Annotated in this window: 14 protein-coding genes and 1 pseudogene; 5 read left to right on the top strand and 10 right to left on the bottom strand. The window is 71.7% G+C overall.

All coding sequences use genetic code 11. The features are described from left to right. The first annotated feature begins 18 nt into the window (after positions 1–18). Positions 19–978, top strand: coding sequence for a helix-turn-helix transcriptional regulator (locus tag ACLQ29_RS20555; RefSeq protein ID WP_425773115.1), 960 nt, complete (start codon positions 19–21; stop codon positions 976–978). On the opposite strand, the gene ACLQ29_RS20550 is transcribed toward ACLQ29_RS20555, so the two are convergent. Next, on the bottom strand, positions 966–1,517 hold the full coding sequence (locus ACLQ29_RS20550; RefSeq protein WP_425773114.1) for a hypothetical protein: 552 nt from the start codon (positions 1,515–1,517) through the stop codon (positions 966–968). The two genes, ACLQ29_RS20555 and ACLQ29_RS20550, sit on opposite strands and share 13 nt — an antisense overlap. 62 nt (positions 1,518–1,579) lie before the next feature. Next, positions 1,580–2,887 carry an RICIN domain-containing protein gene (locus ACLQ29_RS20545; protein ID WP_425773113.1) on the bottom strand — a complete coding sequence of 436 codons (1,308 nt, stop codon included), beginning with the start codon at positions 2,885–2,887 and terminating at the stop codon, positions 1,580–1,582. Positions 2,888–3,044: 157 nt separating this feature from the next. On the opposite strand from ACLQ29_RS20545, the gene ACLQ29_RS20540 reads away from it, so the two are divergent. Further along, positions 3,045–4,232, top strand: coding sequence for a spore photoproduct lyase family protein (locus ACLQ29_RS20540; protein WP_425773112.1), 1,188 nt, complete (start codon positions 3,045–3,047; stop codon positions 4,230–4,232). Between the two features lie 340 nt (positions 4,233–4,572). Then, positions 4,573–6,306, top strand: a complete 1,734-nt coding sequence (locus ACLQ29_RS20535) for a cellulose binding domain-containing protein (protein WP_425773111.1) — start codon at positions 4,573–4,575, stop codon at positions 6,304–6,306. A gap of 61 nt (positions 6,307–6,367) precedes the next feature. Here the strand turns inward: ACLQ29_RS20535 and ACLQ29_RS20530 are convergent, their stop codons facing one another. The 3 genes from ACLQ29_RS20530 to ACLQ29_RS20520 form a co-directional block, all read right to left on the bottom strand. Next, on the bottom strand, positions 6,368–6,874 hold the full coding sequence (locus ACLQ29_RS20530; RefSeq protein WP_425756089.1) for a DinB family protein: 507 nt from the start codon (positions 6,872–6,874) through the stop codon (positions 6,368–6,370). Positions 6,875–6,924: 50 nt separating this feature from the next. Continuing rightward, positions 6,925–7,791: a M15 family metallopeptidase gene (locus ACLQ29_RS20525; RefSeq protein ID WP_425773110.1), complete on the bottom strand. Its 867-nt coding sequence runs from the start codon at positions 7,789–7,791 to the stop codon at positions 6,925–6,927. Between the two features lie 82 nt (positions 7,792–7,873). Beyond that, the gene (locus tag ACLQ29_RS20520; protein ID WP_425773109.1) at positions 7,874–8,842 is read right to left on the bottom strand and encodes an acetylxylan esterase; all 969 of its coding nucleotides are present in this window, start codon (positions 8,840–8,842) and stop codon (positions 7,874–7,876) included. Positions 8,843–9,025: 183 nt separating this feature from the next. Between ACLQ29_RS20520 and ACLQ29_RS20515 the strand changes: the two genes are divergently transcribed. Beyond that, positions 9,026–10,060 (top strand): LacI family DNA-binding transcriptional regulator, encoded by a 1,035-nt coding sequence (locus ACLQ29_RS20515; protein WP_357374506.1) that lies wholly within the window; start codon positions 9,026–9,028, stop codon positions 10,058–10,060. 119 nt (positions 10,061–10,179) lie between these two features. Here ACLQ29_RS20515 and ACLQ29_RS20510 read toward each other — a convergent pair whose 3' ends face one another. The 3 genes from ACLQ29_RS20510 to ACLQ29_RS20500 form a co-directional block, all read right to left on the bottom strand. After that, positions 10,180–11,007 carry a peptidylprolyl isomerase gene (locus tag ACLQ29_RS20510; RefSeq protein ID WP_425773108.1) on the bottom strand — a complete coding sequence of 276 codons (828 nt, stop codon included), beginning with the start codon at positions 11,005–11,007 and terminating at the stop codon, positions 10,180–10,182. Between the two features lie 87 nt (positions 11,008–11,094). Then, positions 11,095–12,303 carry a D-alanyl-D-alanine carboxypeptidase family protein gene (locus ACLQ29_RS20505; RefSeq protein WP_425773107.1) on the bottom strand — a complete coding sequence of 403 codons (1,209 nt, stop codon included), beginning with the start codon at positions 12,301–12,303 and terminating at the stop codon, positions 11,095–11,097. A 53-nt stretch (positions 12,304–12,356) separates the two neighbouring features. Further along, a complete protein-coding gene (locus tag ACLQ29_RS20500) occupies positions 12,357–13,085 on the bottom strand; it encodes a MerR family transcriptional regulator (protein ID WP_425773106.1) in 729 nt (242 codons plus the stop codon). Positions 13,086–13,250: 165 nt separating this feature from the next. Between ACLQ29_RS20500 and ACLQ29_RS20495 the strand changes: the two genes are divergently transcribed. After that, complete coding sequence (locus ACLQ29_RS20495) at positions 13,251–15,545, top strand: ATP-binding cassette domain-containing protein (protein WP_425773105.1); 2,295 nt, start codon at positions 13,251–13,253, stop codon at positions 15,543–15,545. 143 nt (positions 15,546–15,688) lie between these two features. Here ACLQ29_RS20495 and ACLQ29_RS20490 read toward each other — a convergent pair whose 3' ends face one another. Beyond that, on the bottom strand, positions 15,689–16,117 hold the full coding sequence (locus tag ACLQ29_RS20490; protein WP_425773104.1) for a protein-tyrosine phosphatase family protein: 429 nt from the start codon (positions 16,115–16,117) through the stop codon (positions 15,689–15,691). 590 nt (positions 16,118–16,707) lie between these two features. Beyond that, positions 16,708–17,040 (bottom strand): annotated as a pseudogene (locus ACLQ29_RS20485) (hypothetical protein); the annotation flags it as partial.

Below are 17,040 nucleotides of genomic sequence, written 5' to 3'. Positions count from 1 at the left end.
TACGGCAGACTCGCGGGCATGGTGGAGACCTCGGTGCGGCTGCTGCGGCTGCTGACCCTCCTACAGGTTCGCCGGGAGTGGTCCGGCGCGGAGCTGGCCGATCGGCTGGCGGTCACCACCCGCACCGTCCGCACCGACGTGGAGCGCCTGCGGGTGTTGGGCTACCAGATCGAGTCCCACCCCGGGGTCGCCGGGGGCTACCGGCTCGGCGCCGGCTCGGCCCTGCCGCCACTGCTGCTCGACGACGACGAGGCCGTGGCGGTGGCCGTCGGGCTGCGGGCGGCGGCCGGCGGTTCGGTGACCGGAATCGAGGAGACGTCGCTGCGGGCGTTGGCCAAGCTGGAGCAGTCGTTGCCGTCGCGGTTGCGGCACCGGGTGGACGCCCTGCGGGCGGCGACGGTCTCGGCCGCGGGCGGCGGCCCGACCGTGGACGCCGGCACGCTCACCGCCATCTCGACGGCGGTGCACCGCGCGGAGCGCCTGCGCTTCGACTATGCCGGGCACGACGGCACCGCCAGCGTGCGCGACGTCGAGCCGTACCGGCTGGTCTACACCGGTCGGCGCTGGTATCTGCTGGGCTGGGACACCGACCGGGCCGACTGGCGGACCTTCCGCGCCGACCGGATCCGGCCCCGGGTGCCGACCGGCCCGCGCTTCACCCCGCGAGAGCCGCCAGGTGGTGACGCGGTCGCGCACGTGCTGCGCGGCGTCGGCTCCACCGCCTGGCCACACCCGGCACGGGTACGCCTGCACGCGTCGGCCGACCAGGTGGCCCAGCGGATCCCCACCACGGCGGGCCTGCTGGAGGCGATCGACGAGCGGACCTGCCTGCTGCACACCGGTGGGGAGTCGCTGAGCAACCTGGCCGCCTTCCTCAGCACCATCGAGGTCGACTTCGACGTCCTCGACCCGCCGGAGCTGCGCGCCGTCGTGCGTGCCGTCGCCGCCCGGTTCGGTCGGGCCGCTCAGGTGCCGTAGCGGCCCTGACGTCGCCGGTGATAGGCGTAGGCGACCGCGGCGAGCAGTGGTCCCCACAGCAGCAGCGGGAGGTAGCAGGCGTAGAAGATCGCGGCTTCCCACGCGCCGCCCTGGGTGGGAAATTCCGCCGGGAGCGGCGTGCCTCTCATGGTGATCCCGGCGGCTATCCGGGCGACGGCGCTGGTCCACATGACGGTCAGGACCGTCGCGCCGAGCGTCGCGGGGATGAGGGCGGCCGGCGTCGGCACCCGGCGGCCACCCAGCCAGGGAAGCCAGCGCGGGAACCGCTCTCCCCAGCCGGCGACGAGCCCGACGGCGGTGAACGCGATCAACTCCGCCACGATCGAGAGGCAGACGAGGTACACCCGCCCGTCGAACCCGATGCCGTCGCGGAACGCGAACGGAAGCCGCCAGAGGCCCGACGGCAGCACGGTGAACGGGATGACGTAGGCGGCGACCCGCGCCCAGCGGGGCACTCCCGCCACCGGAGCGTGGGCACTGCGCCACGCCCCGGCCAGTCGATCACTTCTTGTCGTCATGCCGCTCACGCTAGGAAGCGAGCGTGCGCGGCACCTCCCTCCGGCGAGGGAGCGCACTCCCCCTAGGACTGCGGCACCAGCCGGAAGGACTGCGCCGCGGTGCCGTTGCAGGTGTACTGGACGAGTTGGACGCTGTCCGCCGTGGACGCTGCGGGCACGTCGAGGCACTTGCCGCTGAGCCGGTTGACCAGGCGGTAGTAGCCGCCGCCCTCCGATTCGGCACGCCACTGCTGGTTGTTGCCACCGCTGTAGGACCAGAGCTGGATCCGCGCCGAGTCGGCTGTCGACCGGTCGGTCACGTCGAGCACCTGGGCGCTGTTGGTGCGGTTGTTGACCCTCAGGTAGCCGCCGCTGGTCGGCGCGAACTGGTACTGCTGCGCCGCGCTGCCGTTGCAGGCGTACTGCTGGATTGCGGTGCCGTTCGCGCTGGCGGCGGCGCGGGCGTCCACGCACTTGCCGTTGCCTCGGTTGACCACCGTGTGCCAGGCGGTCGGTGAGATGCCGTCGGTCGGCGGAGGCGTGGTCGGGGGGACGGTGCCGACGCCGGCGAGCCAGTGCAGCCCGTCGATCAGCAGTTGGTTCTGCTGCGCGCTGTCGAACGTCGACGACAGCCCGGTGTTGGTGCTGTAGTTCATGGCGTTGTGGCCGAAGTTGGCGTAGAGCATCTTGTACTGCCGGTTGCTCCACACCAGCGGGTAGTACCCGCCGTACCAGGACTGGTTGGGATCGGTGCCGACCGGGAAGCTGGACGGGTCGACCGAGGCGAGGATGTCGATGTTCGGGTTCTGCCGCAGGTCGTTGCTCCAGGAATACCACTCGCTGATCGACGACGGGAAGGTCGCCGGGAGGTTGCGGGTGGCGGCGTGGGTGCGGTTGTCGGCGCGCATCGTGACCCGGGTGGGTCCCCAGGTGTTCGTCTGGAACGAGCCGGTGCCGAGGAAGGTGTTGTAGTACCAGCTCCAGCTCGACGGGTTGTCGGTCCACGCGCTGACGTGGAAGCCCAGCCACGCCCCGCCGTTCTGCATGTACTGCTGGAACGCGGCCCGCTGCGCGGTGGGCGGCGCGTCGTCCAGGAACATGACGACCTTGTACTGGGCCAGGTTGGCCGTGTTCAGCAGACCCCAGTTGTTCGTGGCCTCCCAGGAGAAGCCGTGCTGGGCGGCGGCCTGCGGGAACCAGGCCCGGGCGTCCCTGACGAAGTCGATGTGCGCGGCGTCCCAGGTGCCGTTGTAGAAGGCCAGCACCTTGAACGTCGGCGCTGCCTGCGCGGACCGCGAGGCGGTGACCGCGAGGCCGGCGGTCACCGCGACGACGAGGGCGACGAACACCGACAGGATTCGTCTGGTACGGGAGGAGAGTTCTGCGATCACCTGATCGTCCCTTCGGTGGGGACGCGCGCCGCCGCGTCGACCTACATCTGTTCACAAGGTTTACAGATAGACGAAAGGTTATGCGCTGGCACCGGCGGCGTCAATCACGGGTCGGCCGATCGGGTGGGATTCCCGTGACAACGGGTACCCCGGCGCGGTGACCAGCCCAGACGCCGTCGACGTCGACACGCCCCTCGCCGTCGACGTGCCCGCCGCGCCGCACGACGCCAGCGGCGAGTGGGTGCCGACCCGTGACCTCGCCGGGCTCGCGCCCGCGGCCCGGCCGGCCCACCGGTGGACCCCGCGCCGGGTGGTGGCCACCCCGGCCGCCCTGGAACACCCGCACGGCCAGCGGATCGTCGAGCGGGTGCAGGCCCAGGGCATCGAGGTGGAACACCTGCGATCCAACCGGCTCACCGGGGTACGCGGACAGACCGACCGGGAGACGTACGCGCGAGCGAAGGCCACCATGGCGATCGTGGTCAGCCCGCCCTCGCGGCGCACCCTGCAACCCATCGCGCCCAGCGCCGACTGGCGGGTCGATCTCGCCGAGGGCTGCCCGGCGCACTGCCAGTACTGCTACCTCGCCGGCTCGCTGTCCGGCCCGCCGGTGACCCGGGTGTACGCGGACCTCGACGACATCCTGGCCGGTCTGGCCGCGTACGCCGGGCGCGGGACGGTGACCAGCCGCAACGCGCGACGCGCCGACGAGGGCACCACGTTCGAGGCGTCCTGCTACACCGACCCCCTCGCGTTGGAGCACCTGACCGGCAGTTGGCGGCGGGCGGTGCAACACTTCGCCGCCTGGGACGCGCCCGTGCAACTGCGCTGGACCACCAAGTACGCCGACGTGGACACGTTCGTCGGTCTGCCGCACGCCGGTCGCACCCGGGTCCGGCTCAGCGTCAACTGCGCCCCGGTCAGCGAACGGTACGAGGGCGGCACGGCCCGGGTGCCGGAGCGGCTGGCCGCGCTGCGCCGGCTCGCGCTCGACGGCTATCCGGTCGGGCTGACCATCGCCCCGATCATCGCGCTGCCCGACTGGCGGGACCGCTACGGCGAGTTGCTCGACCAGGTCCGCGCGGCGGTCGACGGGGTGCCGGAGCTGGACCTGACCGCCGAGCTGATCACCCACCGGTTCACCCCGGGCAGCAAGGAGGTGCTGCTCGGCTGGTACCCGCGGACCCGGCTGGAGATGGACGAGGAGTCGCGCAGCCGCAAACACGGCAAGTTCGGCGCGGTGAAGTACGTCTACCCGCGCGACACCATGGCCGAGCTGCGCGGCTGGTTCACCGCCGAACTCGCCGCACGGGTGCCGGCCTGCCGGATCCTCTACTGGACCTGACGTCCGGCTTGTTTCGGAAAACTTTCGCGAACCTCGCCGTCGTTGCTTGACGGCAACCGGCTCATCTACCAGAGTCGATGTGGGCGTAAGTGGCGTGCCGTCGGGAGCTCGGCCGCCAGCGGGGCATTGCGGGACATTGGTGTCGGCTGCGACGGCCGGCACCTGTTAACGCTCACAATGCGCCGCACCGCTGTCCTGGTCACGGTGGCGGCGTGACCCGACAGCGATCTGTCGATGTCGTGGCAACCGTGTCGGTTGCGTTCCGCACCAGGACCTGGGCGGCCATCCGTGGCCCCCGCCTCCGCACTGGCAGCGGCCCGATCTTTCAGGAGAATGATCTATGAGGAGACCCAGAGTCATCAGGGCCGCCGCGGTCTCGGCCGGCGCGGTGCTCGTGGCATCGACAGCGATCGCCGTGGCGATGCCGGCCGGGGCGGCAGCCGCTGGTTGTGCGGTGGATTACGGCGTGTCGTCGCAGTGGCAGGGCGGATTCGGCGCCACCGTCGCCATCACCAATCTCGGTGATCCGGTCAGCAACTGGACGTTGGCCTGGTCCTACAGCGCCGGTCAGACCGTCACGCAGGCGTGGAACACAACACTGACCCAGAGCGGCGCGGCGGTCACCGCCAAGAACGTCAGCTACAACGGGGCGATCGCCACGAACGGCACCGTCTCGTTCGGCTTCAACGGCTCGTGGACCAGCAGCAACCCCGCTCCGAGCAGCTTCACGCTCAACGGGGTGACCTGCACCGGCGACCCGGCGCCGACCAGCGCACCGCCAACCAGCGCACCGCCAACCAGCGCACCGCCAACCAGCGCACCGCCGACCACCCCGCCTCCGAACGGGCCGGCGGACATCACTGTGAACGGCGCGACCAAATACCAGACCGTCGACGGCTTCGGTGCCGCGCAGTCGATCTGGGGTAGCGCGTGGTCCACGACGGACACGCAGACGCTTGTCGGGTTGGGCGCCAACCAGTTGGGTCTGTCCATCGTGCGGACCGGCCTGTCGCCGGAATCCAGCGAGTGGCCAATACATGCGGACTCGCTGAAGACGGCGAAGGCGTACGGGTCGAACGTGAAGATCCTCGCCTCACCCTGGACCGCGCCCGCCGCGTGGAAGACGAACAACAGCCGGGTCAACGGCGGCAAGCTGAAGACCGACTACTACGACGACTACGCGAACCATCTCAACAGCTACGTCCAGTACATGCGCGGCCAGGGCGTGACCATCGACGTCACCTCGGTGCAGAACGAGCCCGACTGGCACCCGAACTACGACTCGATGGACTGGAGCGGCACCGAGCTGCGCACCTTCGTCCGCGACCAGGGCACCAAGGTGCAGAACACCAAGCTGATGGTCGCCGAGGCGGTGAACCTCAACTACAACTTCACCGATCCCACCCTCAACGACGCCACCGCCCGCAACAACATCGGCTACATCGGCGGGCACCTCTACGGCACCGAGGAGTCGGGCCGGCTGCGGCCGTACTCCCTGGCCCAGCAGTACAACAAGCCGGTGTGGATGACCGAGTGGAACCTGCACGCCGCCGACGGTGGCGGCTCCAACATCTGGGGCAACCCCGCCAACACGGCGGTGTGGAACGAAACCCTCGACGACATCATGCGCACCGTGCACAAGTCGATGGAGGCCAACTGGAACGCCTACATCTGGTGGTACGGCAAGCGCTACTACTCCTTCATCGGTGACGGCGAGTCGGCGTTCGGCACCGTCGCGGGCGCTCCGCTCAAGCGCGGGTACGCGTTCTCGCAGTACGCCAAGTACGTCCGCCCCGGCTACCAGCGGGTCGCGCTGACGAAGAGCTCGAAGGCATCCCCGCTGGAGGTGACCGCGTACCAGGGTGACGGCAAGGTCACCCTGGTGATCCTCAACCGCTCGAACAGCGCGGTCAACAACACGGTGGTCCAGGCGCCGCAGAACGTCACCCGGGCCGAGCACTACCTCACCTCGCAGAACGCCAACGCGGCCAGCCAACCGACGAGCGTCAACGGCGGTCAGGCCACCATCAACGTCGGCGCCCGCAGCATCTCCACACTCGTGTTCACCCTCTGAGGTCCGCACCACCCAGGCGGGCGTGTGGGTGCGGCTCGCGCAGCCGCACCCACACGCGTTCCTACACGCCCACGGTGCCGTCGATGCCCTCGCGGAGGAGGTCGGCGTGGCCGTTGTGCCGGGCGTACTCGTGGATCAGGTGCAGCATCACCAGCCGCAGCGACACGGTTTCGCCGGAGCGGACGTTGCGACCTGTCACGTCGAGCGACGCCGCGGCCCGCTCGATCCGGCGGGCGTGCTCGACCTCGCGCTGCCAGGCCTCGAAGGCTTCGGCCCGGGTGGACGAGCTGGCGTCGTACGCCTGCTGGAAGTCGCCCGCCTCGGACCAGACCAACGGGATGTCCGCACCGTCGATGACCCGCCGGAACCAGGCGCGTTCCACCTCGGCCATGTGCCGCACCAGGCCCAGCAGGGACAGCGTGGAGGGTGGCATCGACTGTCGGCGCAGCTCTTCGTCGGAGAGACCCGCGCACTTGAGGGCCAGCGTGGCGCGGTGGAAGTCGAGGAAGGCGCGCAGGGTCTCCCGCTCGTCCCCGGTGAGCGGAGGGCCGATCCGTTCGGTGGTCATTGGAGTGATCTTGCCGGATGACGCTGCTGGCGGTGCGGTCGGGCGGTGCGTCAGCCGACCGACGAGCGGGTGACCGGCGCGGCGAAGAACGTGTCCGGGTACGGCTCGTCGCGCAGGCTGTAGTGCCACCACTCGCGGTCGTAGTTGACGAAGCCGACGTCGGTCATCAGCCGCTGCAACAACCGTCGGTTGTCCCGCGCCGTCGCGCTGATGCGGGGGTCGGCGGTGTGCGCCCGGGAGTCGAAACAGTCGAACCCCGTACCCATGTCGATGCTGTTGTCGGCGAAGCGCCGCCCCCGGGGCGCGGTGCAGGCGACAAGCGGCTGTCCGCTCCGGTACGCGGGCTGGCTGGTGGCGGGTTCGTCCACGAGCGTCAGGTCCATGGTGCTGCCGCGGCTGTGCGCGGTGGGCGCCCCGATGTAGCCCTCCGCGAAGAGCTGGTCCTTGGCCAGGTCCGGGTAGAACTCGGCCTTGGTCTGTTGCTCGCCGGGGCGCTTCGACCAGGCGACGAAGTCGTCCACCGCGGGCTGGGGGCGGTAGCAGTCGTACACCTTGAGGCTGTGCCCACCGGCCAGCGCGGCGTCCTGCACCCGGCGCAGCGACTCGGCGGCCTGCCGGGTGAGCAGGCACAGCGGCTCCGGGTAGCCGGCGATCGGGCGGCCCACGAAGTTGTGCGCGGTGGCGTAGCGGATGTCGGCGTGGATGCGCGGGTCGAGGTCGGTCAGCACCACGAAACCGGGCAGCCGGCCGGCTGCGGAGCTGGACGGCGCGGGCCTGGACGGCGCGGGGGTGGCCGCCCGGGGGGTGGGACTCACCGGCGTCGACCGCGGGGCGGCCGGCACGGGGCGCGGCTCCGGCCGCGAGCAGCCGCCGAGCAGCGCGGCGAACGCGAGCGCGACGGCGATCCGGTGACCCACTTCTCCTGTCTATCAGCCGGGACGGCTGCCGGGGGCGGATGCGCCGGTTCCGGGCCGGCCGCGCCCGGCAGCGCCGATCCGGTCAGCTCTCGGTCAGGTGGGCGCGCAGGAAGACCAGCGCCGACTCGTCGTCGTCGATTCCGCCGGCCTCGTGGCCGTTGTAGCGCCACACCGCCAACTCGGTCGGCCCGGCGTGCGCGTTGGCCGCCGCGTAGACCGTCGACGGCGGCACGATCTCGTCCATCAACGCCACCGAGTACCGCGCCGGGCGGCGGCAGCGCCGGGCGAAGTTGACCCCGTCGACGTACGCGAGGGTGCTCAGCACCCGCTCCTCGGCGTCGCGGTGGATCGCCAGGTAGTCGCGGATCTCCCGGTAGGGGCGGGCGGCGGTGGTCACCACCGCGCGCGGGATGTCGCAGAGGAACGGGACGAACGCGACCACCGCCCGCACCCCGGGTGCCAGCGCGCCGGCCGCGAGCGCCAACCCGCCGCCCTGGCTGTGCCCGAGCACCGCCACCCGGGTCGGATCGACGAGCGGCAGGGTCCGGACGGCGTCCACCGCCCGGACCGCGTCGGTGATCAGCCGCCGGTAGTAGTAGGTCTTCGGGTCGGCGATGCCCCGGGTGGTGACGCCGGGCGCCTCCGGCCCGGCCGCGCCGAGGTCCGGGGTGTCGCCTCGGCTCCATCCCGAGCCCTGCCCCCGGGTGTCCATCTGCAGGTGCGCGAACCCGGCAGCGGCCCAGAGCAGGTTCTCCAGCGGGTGCCCGCGCCCGCCGCCGTAGCCGGCGAACTGGACCACCGTCGGCAGCGCCGAGTCAGCGCCGCGGGGCAACCGCAGCCAGGCCCGCACGGACTGCCCGGCGAACCCCGCGAAGGTCACGTCGAACACGTCGATGCTGTCCAACTCGGTCGCGACCGGCTCGGCCCGCACCGGCCAGCCCGCGTGCCGGGCCTCCGCCAGGGTGTCGGCCCAGAAATCGTCGAAGTCCGCGGGGTCCTGGACGACGCCGCGGTAGTCGCGCAGCTGTTCCTCAGGTAGATCGGTGTACATGCCGTCCTCGGTCGACGAAGTTCCGGAAAGATTCCGTAACTTCGCCGAACGCTAGAACCGACCTGGCATGTCGTCAACCCCCGTCGGTGAGGCAAGATGGCGCGTGGAACGGGCACACCGTTCCGGGATCCTCGGTTGACGACATCTCGGGGTCGTTCTTCCGGCTCGGTGAAGGAGACGCGGGTGGGCGCGGACGACGGACGCAGGGTGACCATCACCGCGATCGCACGGGAAGCCGGGGTGTCGGTGCCGACCGTGTCCCGGGTGCTCAACGGTCGCTCCGATGTCGCCCCGGACACCCGGGAGCGGGTCGAGGAGTTGCTGCGCCACCACGGCTACCGGCGACGCACCAGCCGCAGCGTTCGCCGCGCCGGCCTCGTCGACCTGGTCTTCAACGACCTGGACAGCCCCTGGGCGGTGGAGATCATCCGGGGCGTGGAGGATGTCGGGCACGGCGCGGGTGTCGGCACCGTGGTCTCCGCGATCCACCGGCAGCCCACCGCGGCCCGGCAGTGGCTGCAGAACCTGCGCACCCGGGCCACCGACGGCGTCATCTTCGTGACCTCGCACCTGAGCCCGCCGCTGCACGCGCAACTCCGCCGCCTCAACGTGCCGGTGGTGGTCGTCGACCCGTCCGGCGTGCCGGCCATGGACGTCCCGACGATCGGCGCCACCAACTGGGCCGGCGGGCTCGCCGCGACCGAACACCTGCTCGCGATCGGGCACCGACGCATCGGCCTGGTGGCGGGGCCGACGCACCTGCTGTGCAGCCGGGCGCGCCTCGACGGTTACCGGGCCGGGTTGGAGGGCGCCGGGGTGCCGGTGGACGACGCGCTCGTCTATCCGGGCGACTTCTACCACGCCTCCGGGTTCGCCGGCGCGACCGCGCTGCTCGACCTCGCCGACCCGCCGACCGGCATCTTCGCCGCGAGTGACCAGATGGCCTTCGGTGTCTACGAGGCCATCCGGCGCCGCGGGCTGCGGGTGCCCGACGACGTGAGCGTCGTCGGCTTCGACGACCTGCCGGAGGCCCGGTGGGCATCGCCACCGCTGACCACGGTGCGCCAGCCGTTGGTCGAGATGGGACGGCTGGCCGCCCGGACCGTGCTGCGCCTGGCCCAGGGCGAGGGCATCGACTCGCCCCGGGTGGAACTCGCCACGGAACTTGTCGTCCGCGACAGCACCGCCCCACCGTCCGGGTCGCCCAGCCCGTCGTGAGGCCCGACCTGGGTCGGTAACCGGTTGGACCAGTTCCGATCCGCTCCCGAGAATTTCGGTGCCGGGCTGACTCCGGCCGGCGCGGTGAGCGGCCGAGGGCCGCCCACCGCGCCGCGTGCTCAGTGGTGGTGGTGCGCCCGGACGGCCTTGCGAATGGTCACCGGCAGCGCGGGCGCGCCGTCGACCGGCGCCGGGTCCTCGGCGGTCGGCGCTACTCCCCCGGCGGCGATCCGGTCCAGGGTGGCCAGCCCGGCCGCGTCGACCTCGCCGAAGATCGTGTAGTTGGGGCGCAGCGCCGAGTTGGCGTAGACCAGGAAGAACTGGCTGCCGTTGGTGTCCGGCCCCGCGTTGGCCATGGCCAGCACACCCCGGGCGTACACGCGGCGCTCCCCGGTCGGGTCGGTGGGCGCCGGCGGCAGGTCGGTCGGCAGTTCGTCGCGGTACCGGTATCCCGGGCCGCCCTCGCCGGTGCCGGACGGGTCACCGCACTGCAACACGCTGAGCGTCGGGTACGCGGTGAGCCGGTGGCACGGAGTGCGGTCGTAGAAACGCTTACCGACCAGGTGCAGGAAGCTCTGCACGGTGCACGGCGCGGCGGCCCGGTCCAGCGTCAACCCGATCGGTCCGTGGTTCGTCGTCAGGGTCACCCGGACGCTGCCCCGGGCCGGGGTACGTCGCGGGTCCGGCGGCAACGGCACCGGCCGGGCCGCGGGCTCGTCGGGTGTCTCCGTGTACGCGCACGGGCCGTGGGTGGTGCGTGGCGGTCGGGTGGCGGCGTCCGCAGCGGCGGAAGCGCCCTCGGGGGCGGCTGGCGCGGCGACCGCGCTCGCGGACGCCCCGACGACGAGCGCCCCGGCGAGTACGGTCACCCCCGCGAGGCGGGACAGGGCGCGCACCGGCCGGCGGGGTGCCGCTCCGCCGCGGCGCGGTTCGAGTTCACTCGACACTGTGATCCTCCTGGACTCGTGGTGCCAGAAAGACCGGAGTCTATGGAGGCCAGCGCCCGATGTCGATCCGTCCGGGCAGTCGGCGGCTCAGGGCAGCCGACGGCGACGCCGCCACAGCAGCCCGCCCAACAGCGCCAGCACCCCCGCGCCGCTCACCGCGGTCACCGACCACAACCACCCCGAGCCGGTACGCGCGGGCCCGCTGGCCGCCGCCGGTCGGGGCGCGCCGGGCGCGGCCAGCGCGGACGGTGTCGCCGACGCGGTGGCGGTCAACTCCCCCGCTTCGACCAGCCGGCCCACGGAGGCGTTCCGGGGCAGCGTGAAGCCCCAGTCCAACAGGGCGGCACCCTGCTCCCAGCCGCGCAGCGGCGCCGATTCGGCGCCCAACAGGGTCACCACCAGCCGCCGCCCGCCCCGTTCCGCCGCGCCCACGTAGGTGTGCCGGGCCAGATCGGTGAAGCCGGTCTTGCCGCCGAGCGCGCCCGGATACCGGTAGATGAGCTGGTTCTCGTTCTGGATCTGGAAACCCTTCGTACGCTGCGCCGCCTGGGTGGGAATCTCCGTCTCCTCGGTCAGCGCGTACCGGCGGAAGGTCGGCTCGGCGAAACAGGCCCTGGCGATCAGCGCGAGGTCGTACGCGCTTGTGAACTGTCCCCTGCCGTCCAGCCCCGACGGGGTGACCGCGTGGGTTTGCAGCGCGCCGAGCCGGTGCGCCTGCTCGTTCATGGCGCGTACACCGGCGGCGCTGTCCGTCCCGCTGCCGAGCCGGGCCAACGCGTTGGCGGCCTCGTTGCCGGAGTTGAGCAGCAGCCCGAGCCAGATGGTCTCGATGGTGTACCGACCGCCAGCGACCAGTCCCACGGCCGAGGAGCCGGGCTCGATAAGCATGTCGTCCTCGGTGACGGTGACCGTCTGCTTCGGGTCCAACCGGGGCAGCATCGTGGCCGCCAGCAGGAGCTTCTGCACGCTGGCCGGCGTGCCGTACTCGTGTGGGCCGCAACCGCCGAGCACCTGGCCGCTGTCCAGGTCGGCGACCAGCCACGACGTGGCGGTGATCGCCGGTGGCGCGGCGGCGTCGGTCGGCACGACCAGGCCGGCCGTGTCCAGGGCCGCGCCGCCGACCACCCGCTGCGCGGGCACGGCGGGCGGAGGGGAGGGTCGGGGCGGACGGGACATCGCCGGGGCCGGCGCCCGTGGGCAGCGCACGGTTGCCTGGGCGGACGCTCCCGCGGCGGCGACCGGCGCGGGAGCGAGCAGGACGGCGGACGCCGTGGCCGCCAGCAGCGCAGCTCTCATGTGCCCGACCCTAGTCAACAAGATCGCCCGGCGGGACGGGATGCGCCTGTCGGTCAACCCGCCTCGCCGCGACCACGTAGGTAGTCGTGCAGGGCGGCCGTGCCCCGCAGCCGGCGCAGGCTGCGGATGTGCAGGTCCTGCTCACGGCGGGCGAGTTCGGCACGGACCCGCTGAGGGCTGCCGGTGGTCCGCAGCTCCGCCAACACCGCCTCGATGATCTCGAACGGGTACGCGCCCCGGCGCAGCAGCGCAATGACCTGCGCGGCGCGGAGTTCCGCCTCGTCGTACACCCGGTAGTTGGTGCCCGGGATGCGGCCCGGCCGCAGCAGTTCGCGCTGCTCCCAGAGTCGTAGCTGGGAGGTTCGCACCCCGACCAGGGCGGCGACCTCGCCGATGCGGGCGGCGCGGCGGGGTGCGGGCCGGGACGCCGGTGGGCTGGCCAGCACGGTCTCGAAGGCGCCGAGCACCCGGCGGATCTCGGCGCGTTCCCGGTCCACCTCGGCGTGGCCGCCGTCGAGCGCCGCGAGGGCCGCCGGCAGGTCACCCCTGTGCACCGCGGCCATGATCTCCCGGGCGCGGCTCCAGCCGTGTCCCTCGGCCAGCCGCCGCGCCACGCTCAACGCGCGGGCGTGCTCGGTCGTGAAGATCCGGTAACCGCTCGGGGTACGCCGAGCCGGCGGCAGCACACCCTGCTCGACGTAGTTGCGCACCTGCTGCACCGAGATCCCGACGGTGGCCGCCAGGTCCACGGCGCGCAGCCGATCCTTACCGGCGACGTCCACGCGAGCCACCGTACCGCTTACGGCGTGATTTGAGACTTTCCCGGACGTGCTTCCGCACCCTGCGCTTGACTGTCGACCAAAGTCTCTACATGTGGATGAATGAGACAATGGAACCCGCCAGCATCGGCGGGGCGAGGTCCCGCCACGACTCCGTGAAGGGTTCGCATGTCGCAGCCAGCATGGTCCGCCGCCGACAGCCACGACATGATCGAGGTACGCGGCGCGCGGGAGAACAACCTCGCCAGCGTCTCGGTCGACATCCCCAAACGCCGGTTGACCGTCTTCACGGGCGTCTCCGGATCGGGCAAGTCGTCGCTCGTCTTCGGCACCATCGCCGCCGAGTCCCAGCGCATGATCAACGAGACCTACAGCGCGTTCCTCCAGTCGTTCATGCCGAACCTCAACCGGCCGGACGTCGACTCGCTGCGCAACCTCAGCGCGGCCATCGTCGTCGACCAGGAGCGGATGGGCGTCAACTCCCGCTCCACCGTCGGCACCGCCACCGACGCGTACGCCATGCTGCGGATCCTCTTCAGCCGGCTCGGCCAGCCGTCCATCGGCGGCGCCGGTGCGTTCAGCTTCAACCTGCCCGAGGGCATGTGCCCCACCTGCGAAGGGCTGGGACGGGTCTCCGACCTCGACATCAACGAGTTGGTGGACGTCGAGCGCTCCCTCAACGACGGCGCCATCACCGTGCCGAACTTCGCTGTCGACTCCTGGTACTGGCAGACAATCGTCGGCTCCGGCCTGTTCGACCCGGACGTCAAGCTCCAGGACTTCACCCCGCAACAGTGGGAGGACTTCCTCCACAAGCCGTCCACGAAGATCAAAATGGGCAGCAACAACTGGACGTACGAGGGTCTGGTGGTCAAGGTCAAGCGGCTCTACCTGGCCAAGGACCGCGAGTCGATGCAAGCGCACATCCGCGCCTTCGTCGACCGGGCGGTCACCTTCACCACCTGCGGCGAGTGCGGCGGCACCCGACTCAACGCGGCGGCCCTGTCGTCGCGCATCGCCGGACGCAGCATCGCAGACTGCTCGGCGATGCAGATCAGCGACCTCGCGACGTTCGTCCGGGACGTCGACGACCCGGGGGTCGCGCCCCTGACCGCCAACCTGCGCGAGCTGCTGGACTCCCTGGTCGAGATCGGACTGGGCTACCTCAGCCTGGACCGGGAGTCGGCAACCCTCTCCGGCGGTGAGGCGCAACGGGTCAAGATGGTCCGGCACCTCGGCTCCAGCCTGTCCGACGTCACGTACGTCTTCGACGAACCCACGGTCGGCCTGCACCCGCACGACATCGCCCGGATGAACGACCTGCTGCTGCGACTGCGCGACAAGGGCAACACGGTGCTGGTGGTCGAGCACAAGCCGGAAACCATCGCCATCGCCGACCACGTTGTCGACCTCGGGCCGGGCGCCGGTGCCGACGGCGGCCGGATCTGCTTCACCGGCGACGTGCCCGCGCTGCGCCGCTCCGACACCCTCACCGGCCGGCACCTGGACCACCGGGTGACCCTGCGCGAGGCGGTACGCCCACCGACCGGGCAACTCGCCATCCGCCAGGCCGACCTGCACAACCTGCGCGACGTGGACGTGGACATCCCGCTCGGCGTGCTCACCGTGGTCACCGGCGTGGCCGGCTCCGGCAAGAGCTCCCTGATCCACGGGTCACTGCGCGGCCGATCCGGGGTGGTCATCGTGGACCAGTCCCCCATCCGCGGGTCCCGGCGCAGCAACCCGGCCACCTACAGCGGGCTGCTCGACCCGATCCGTACCGCCTTCGCCAAGGCCAACGGCGTCAAGGCGGCCCTGTTCAGCGCCAACTCCGAGGGCGCCTGCCCGGCCTGCAAGGGGATCGGGCTGATCTACACGGACCTCGCGATGATGGCCGGCGTCGCAAGCGTCTGCGAACGGTGCGAGGGGCGACGCTTCACCGACGAGGTGCTCACGTACACGCTGCGGGGCAAGAACATCAGCGAGGTGCTGGCCATGTCGGTCACCGAGGCGTACGCCTTCTTTCCGGGTGGTCCGGCGCACCTCATCCTCGGTCGGCTGGTCGACGTCGGGCTGGGCTATCTCAGCCTCGGCCAACCGTTGACCACCCTGTCCGGCGGGGAACGGCAACGACTCAAGCTCGCCATCCACCTGGCCGAGAAGACCACCACGTACGTCCTGGACGAACCCACCACCGGCCTGCACCTGGCCGACGTGGACCAACTGCTGGCCCTGCTCGACAGGATGGTCGACGCCGGCAACACGGTGATCGTCATCGAGCACCACCAGGCGGTCATGGCCCACGCGGACTGGCTCATCGACCTGGGGCCGGGAGCTGGCCACGACGGCGGCCGAATCGTCTTCACCGGCACACCCGCCGACCTGGTCGCCGAAGGTGACACGCTGACCGCCACCCACCTGCGCGAATACGTCAACGAGCCGGCGGTAACGCGACGGGGGTAGGCACCAGCGGGGGCAAGCCCGGCCGGGCAGGCCCGGCGGGGGTAGGCCCGGCGGGGGTAGGCCCGGCCGGGCAGGCCCGGCGGGGGTAGGCCCGGCGGGGGTAGGCCCGGCGGGGGTAGGCCCGCGCGGCGGCTCGGGGGCGGTCAGGCGACGCGGCGAAGCCAGCGCCGCTGCCAGGGCGTCTCCACCGCCTTGGGGTGGTAACCCTCCCGGACCCACGCCACCGCCCGATCGGCCGGCAAGCCGTCGAGGATCGCCAACGCGGCCAGCGCGGTCCCGGTACGCCCCACCCCACCCCGACAGGCCACCTCGACGCGCGCACCGTCGTGGGCATGCCGCAACGCCGCCCGCAGAGCATCGAGGGCGTCCGCCCCATCGGTCGGCACCCAGAAATCGGGCCACCGGATCCGCCGGTGCGGCCACGCCGGACCCGGGCCGGGCGCCAACAGCAGGGCGAAGTCGGCGGGCGAGGTCACGGCGGCGACGCGGCGTCCGCGCACCGTCGCACCGCTGGGGAGTACGAGCAAACCAGGCTGCTCAGGCCAGGACGCAGAAGCAGTCACCCGACCCATTGTGCCGCTCCCGGCCCAACCGGTGGGTACAGACAGCGCCGCCCCCGGCCTTGTGGACCGGGGGCGGCACTGGTGTCGGTGTGCAGGTCGCCTCTCGGCGAGTGGCGCGACGCGGCTCCAGCCAAACGGTATTCCGCGACGGCGATATTAGGTGAGGCCCGGGGACACTGAGTCACACCGACACCCTCCACAACCAGCCGGTCCCCCACGTTGTTCCCCCGTGCCCACCCCACCACCAGGCCGATCACACCGAAGTGCTGGTGGGCGGTAGCGGTGGCGGTAGCGGTAGCGGTGGTGCGGGCGCTGTCGTGCGGCCACCGTCTCAATCGGCGTGCGGCGGCCGTCCAGGTCGGGGTGGCAGTCGCGGTTGCAGCCGCGGGCGGGGGTCGGCAGGCGGCGGGCGGCGGGCGGCGGGCGGCGGGCGGCGGGCATCCCACCATCCACCGGCTGGCAACCGACGACCCCCTGCCCGCCCTGCGCCGCCGCAGCGCCCTCCCCGGCGCACCGACCAGGGCGGAGACGCCGCTGGCCGGCACCCCCGGGGTTGCGGGGTGCCGGCCAGCGGTCGGTGTTCTGCGGTGGTGCCGGTGTCAGCTGTTCCAGTACTGGCCGACCAGGTCGGTGGCCTGCTGCTCCCACTGGGCGTACGCGTCCGGGTAGGCGGAGACCTGCACGGTCTGCGCGGCGTCGGTCAGCGCCATGTCCTGCCAGCCGTCAACCTGCTTGAGGCCCTTGAGGAACGCGGTGGTGGAGTACTCCGGGTTGGTGATCTGCTCCGGCGTACCCCAACCCGAGCTGGGGCGCTGCTGGAACAGGCCCAGCGAGTCGTGGTCGTTGGCGTCGCCGAGGTGGCCCAGGTTGTCCAGCTTCGACTCCTGCAGGCTCGTCGCGATCGAGATGACCGCGGCGCGCTCGGGCAGGCC

This window comes from Micromonospora sp. DT228 (genome assembly GCF_049841595.1).
Classification (GTDB): Bacteria; Actinomycetota; Actinomycetes; order Mycobacteriales; family Micromonosporaceae; genus Micromonospora.
This window is presented reverse-complemented; position numbering and strand designations above follow the sequence as displayed.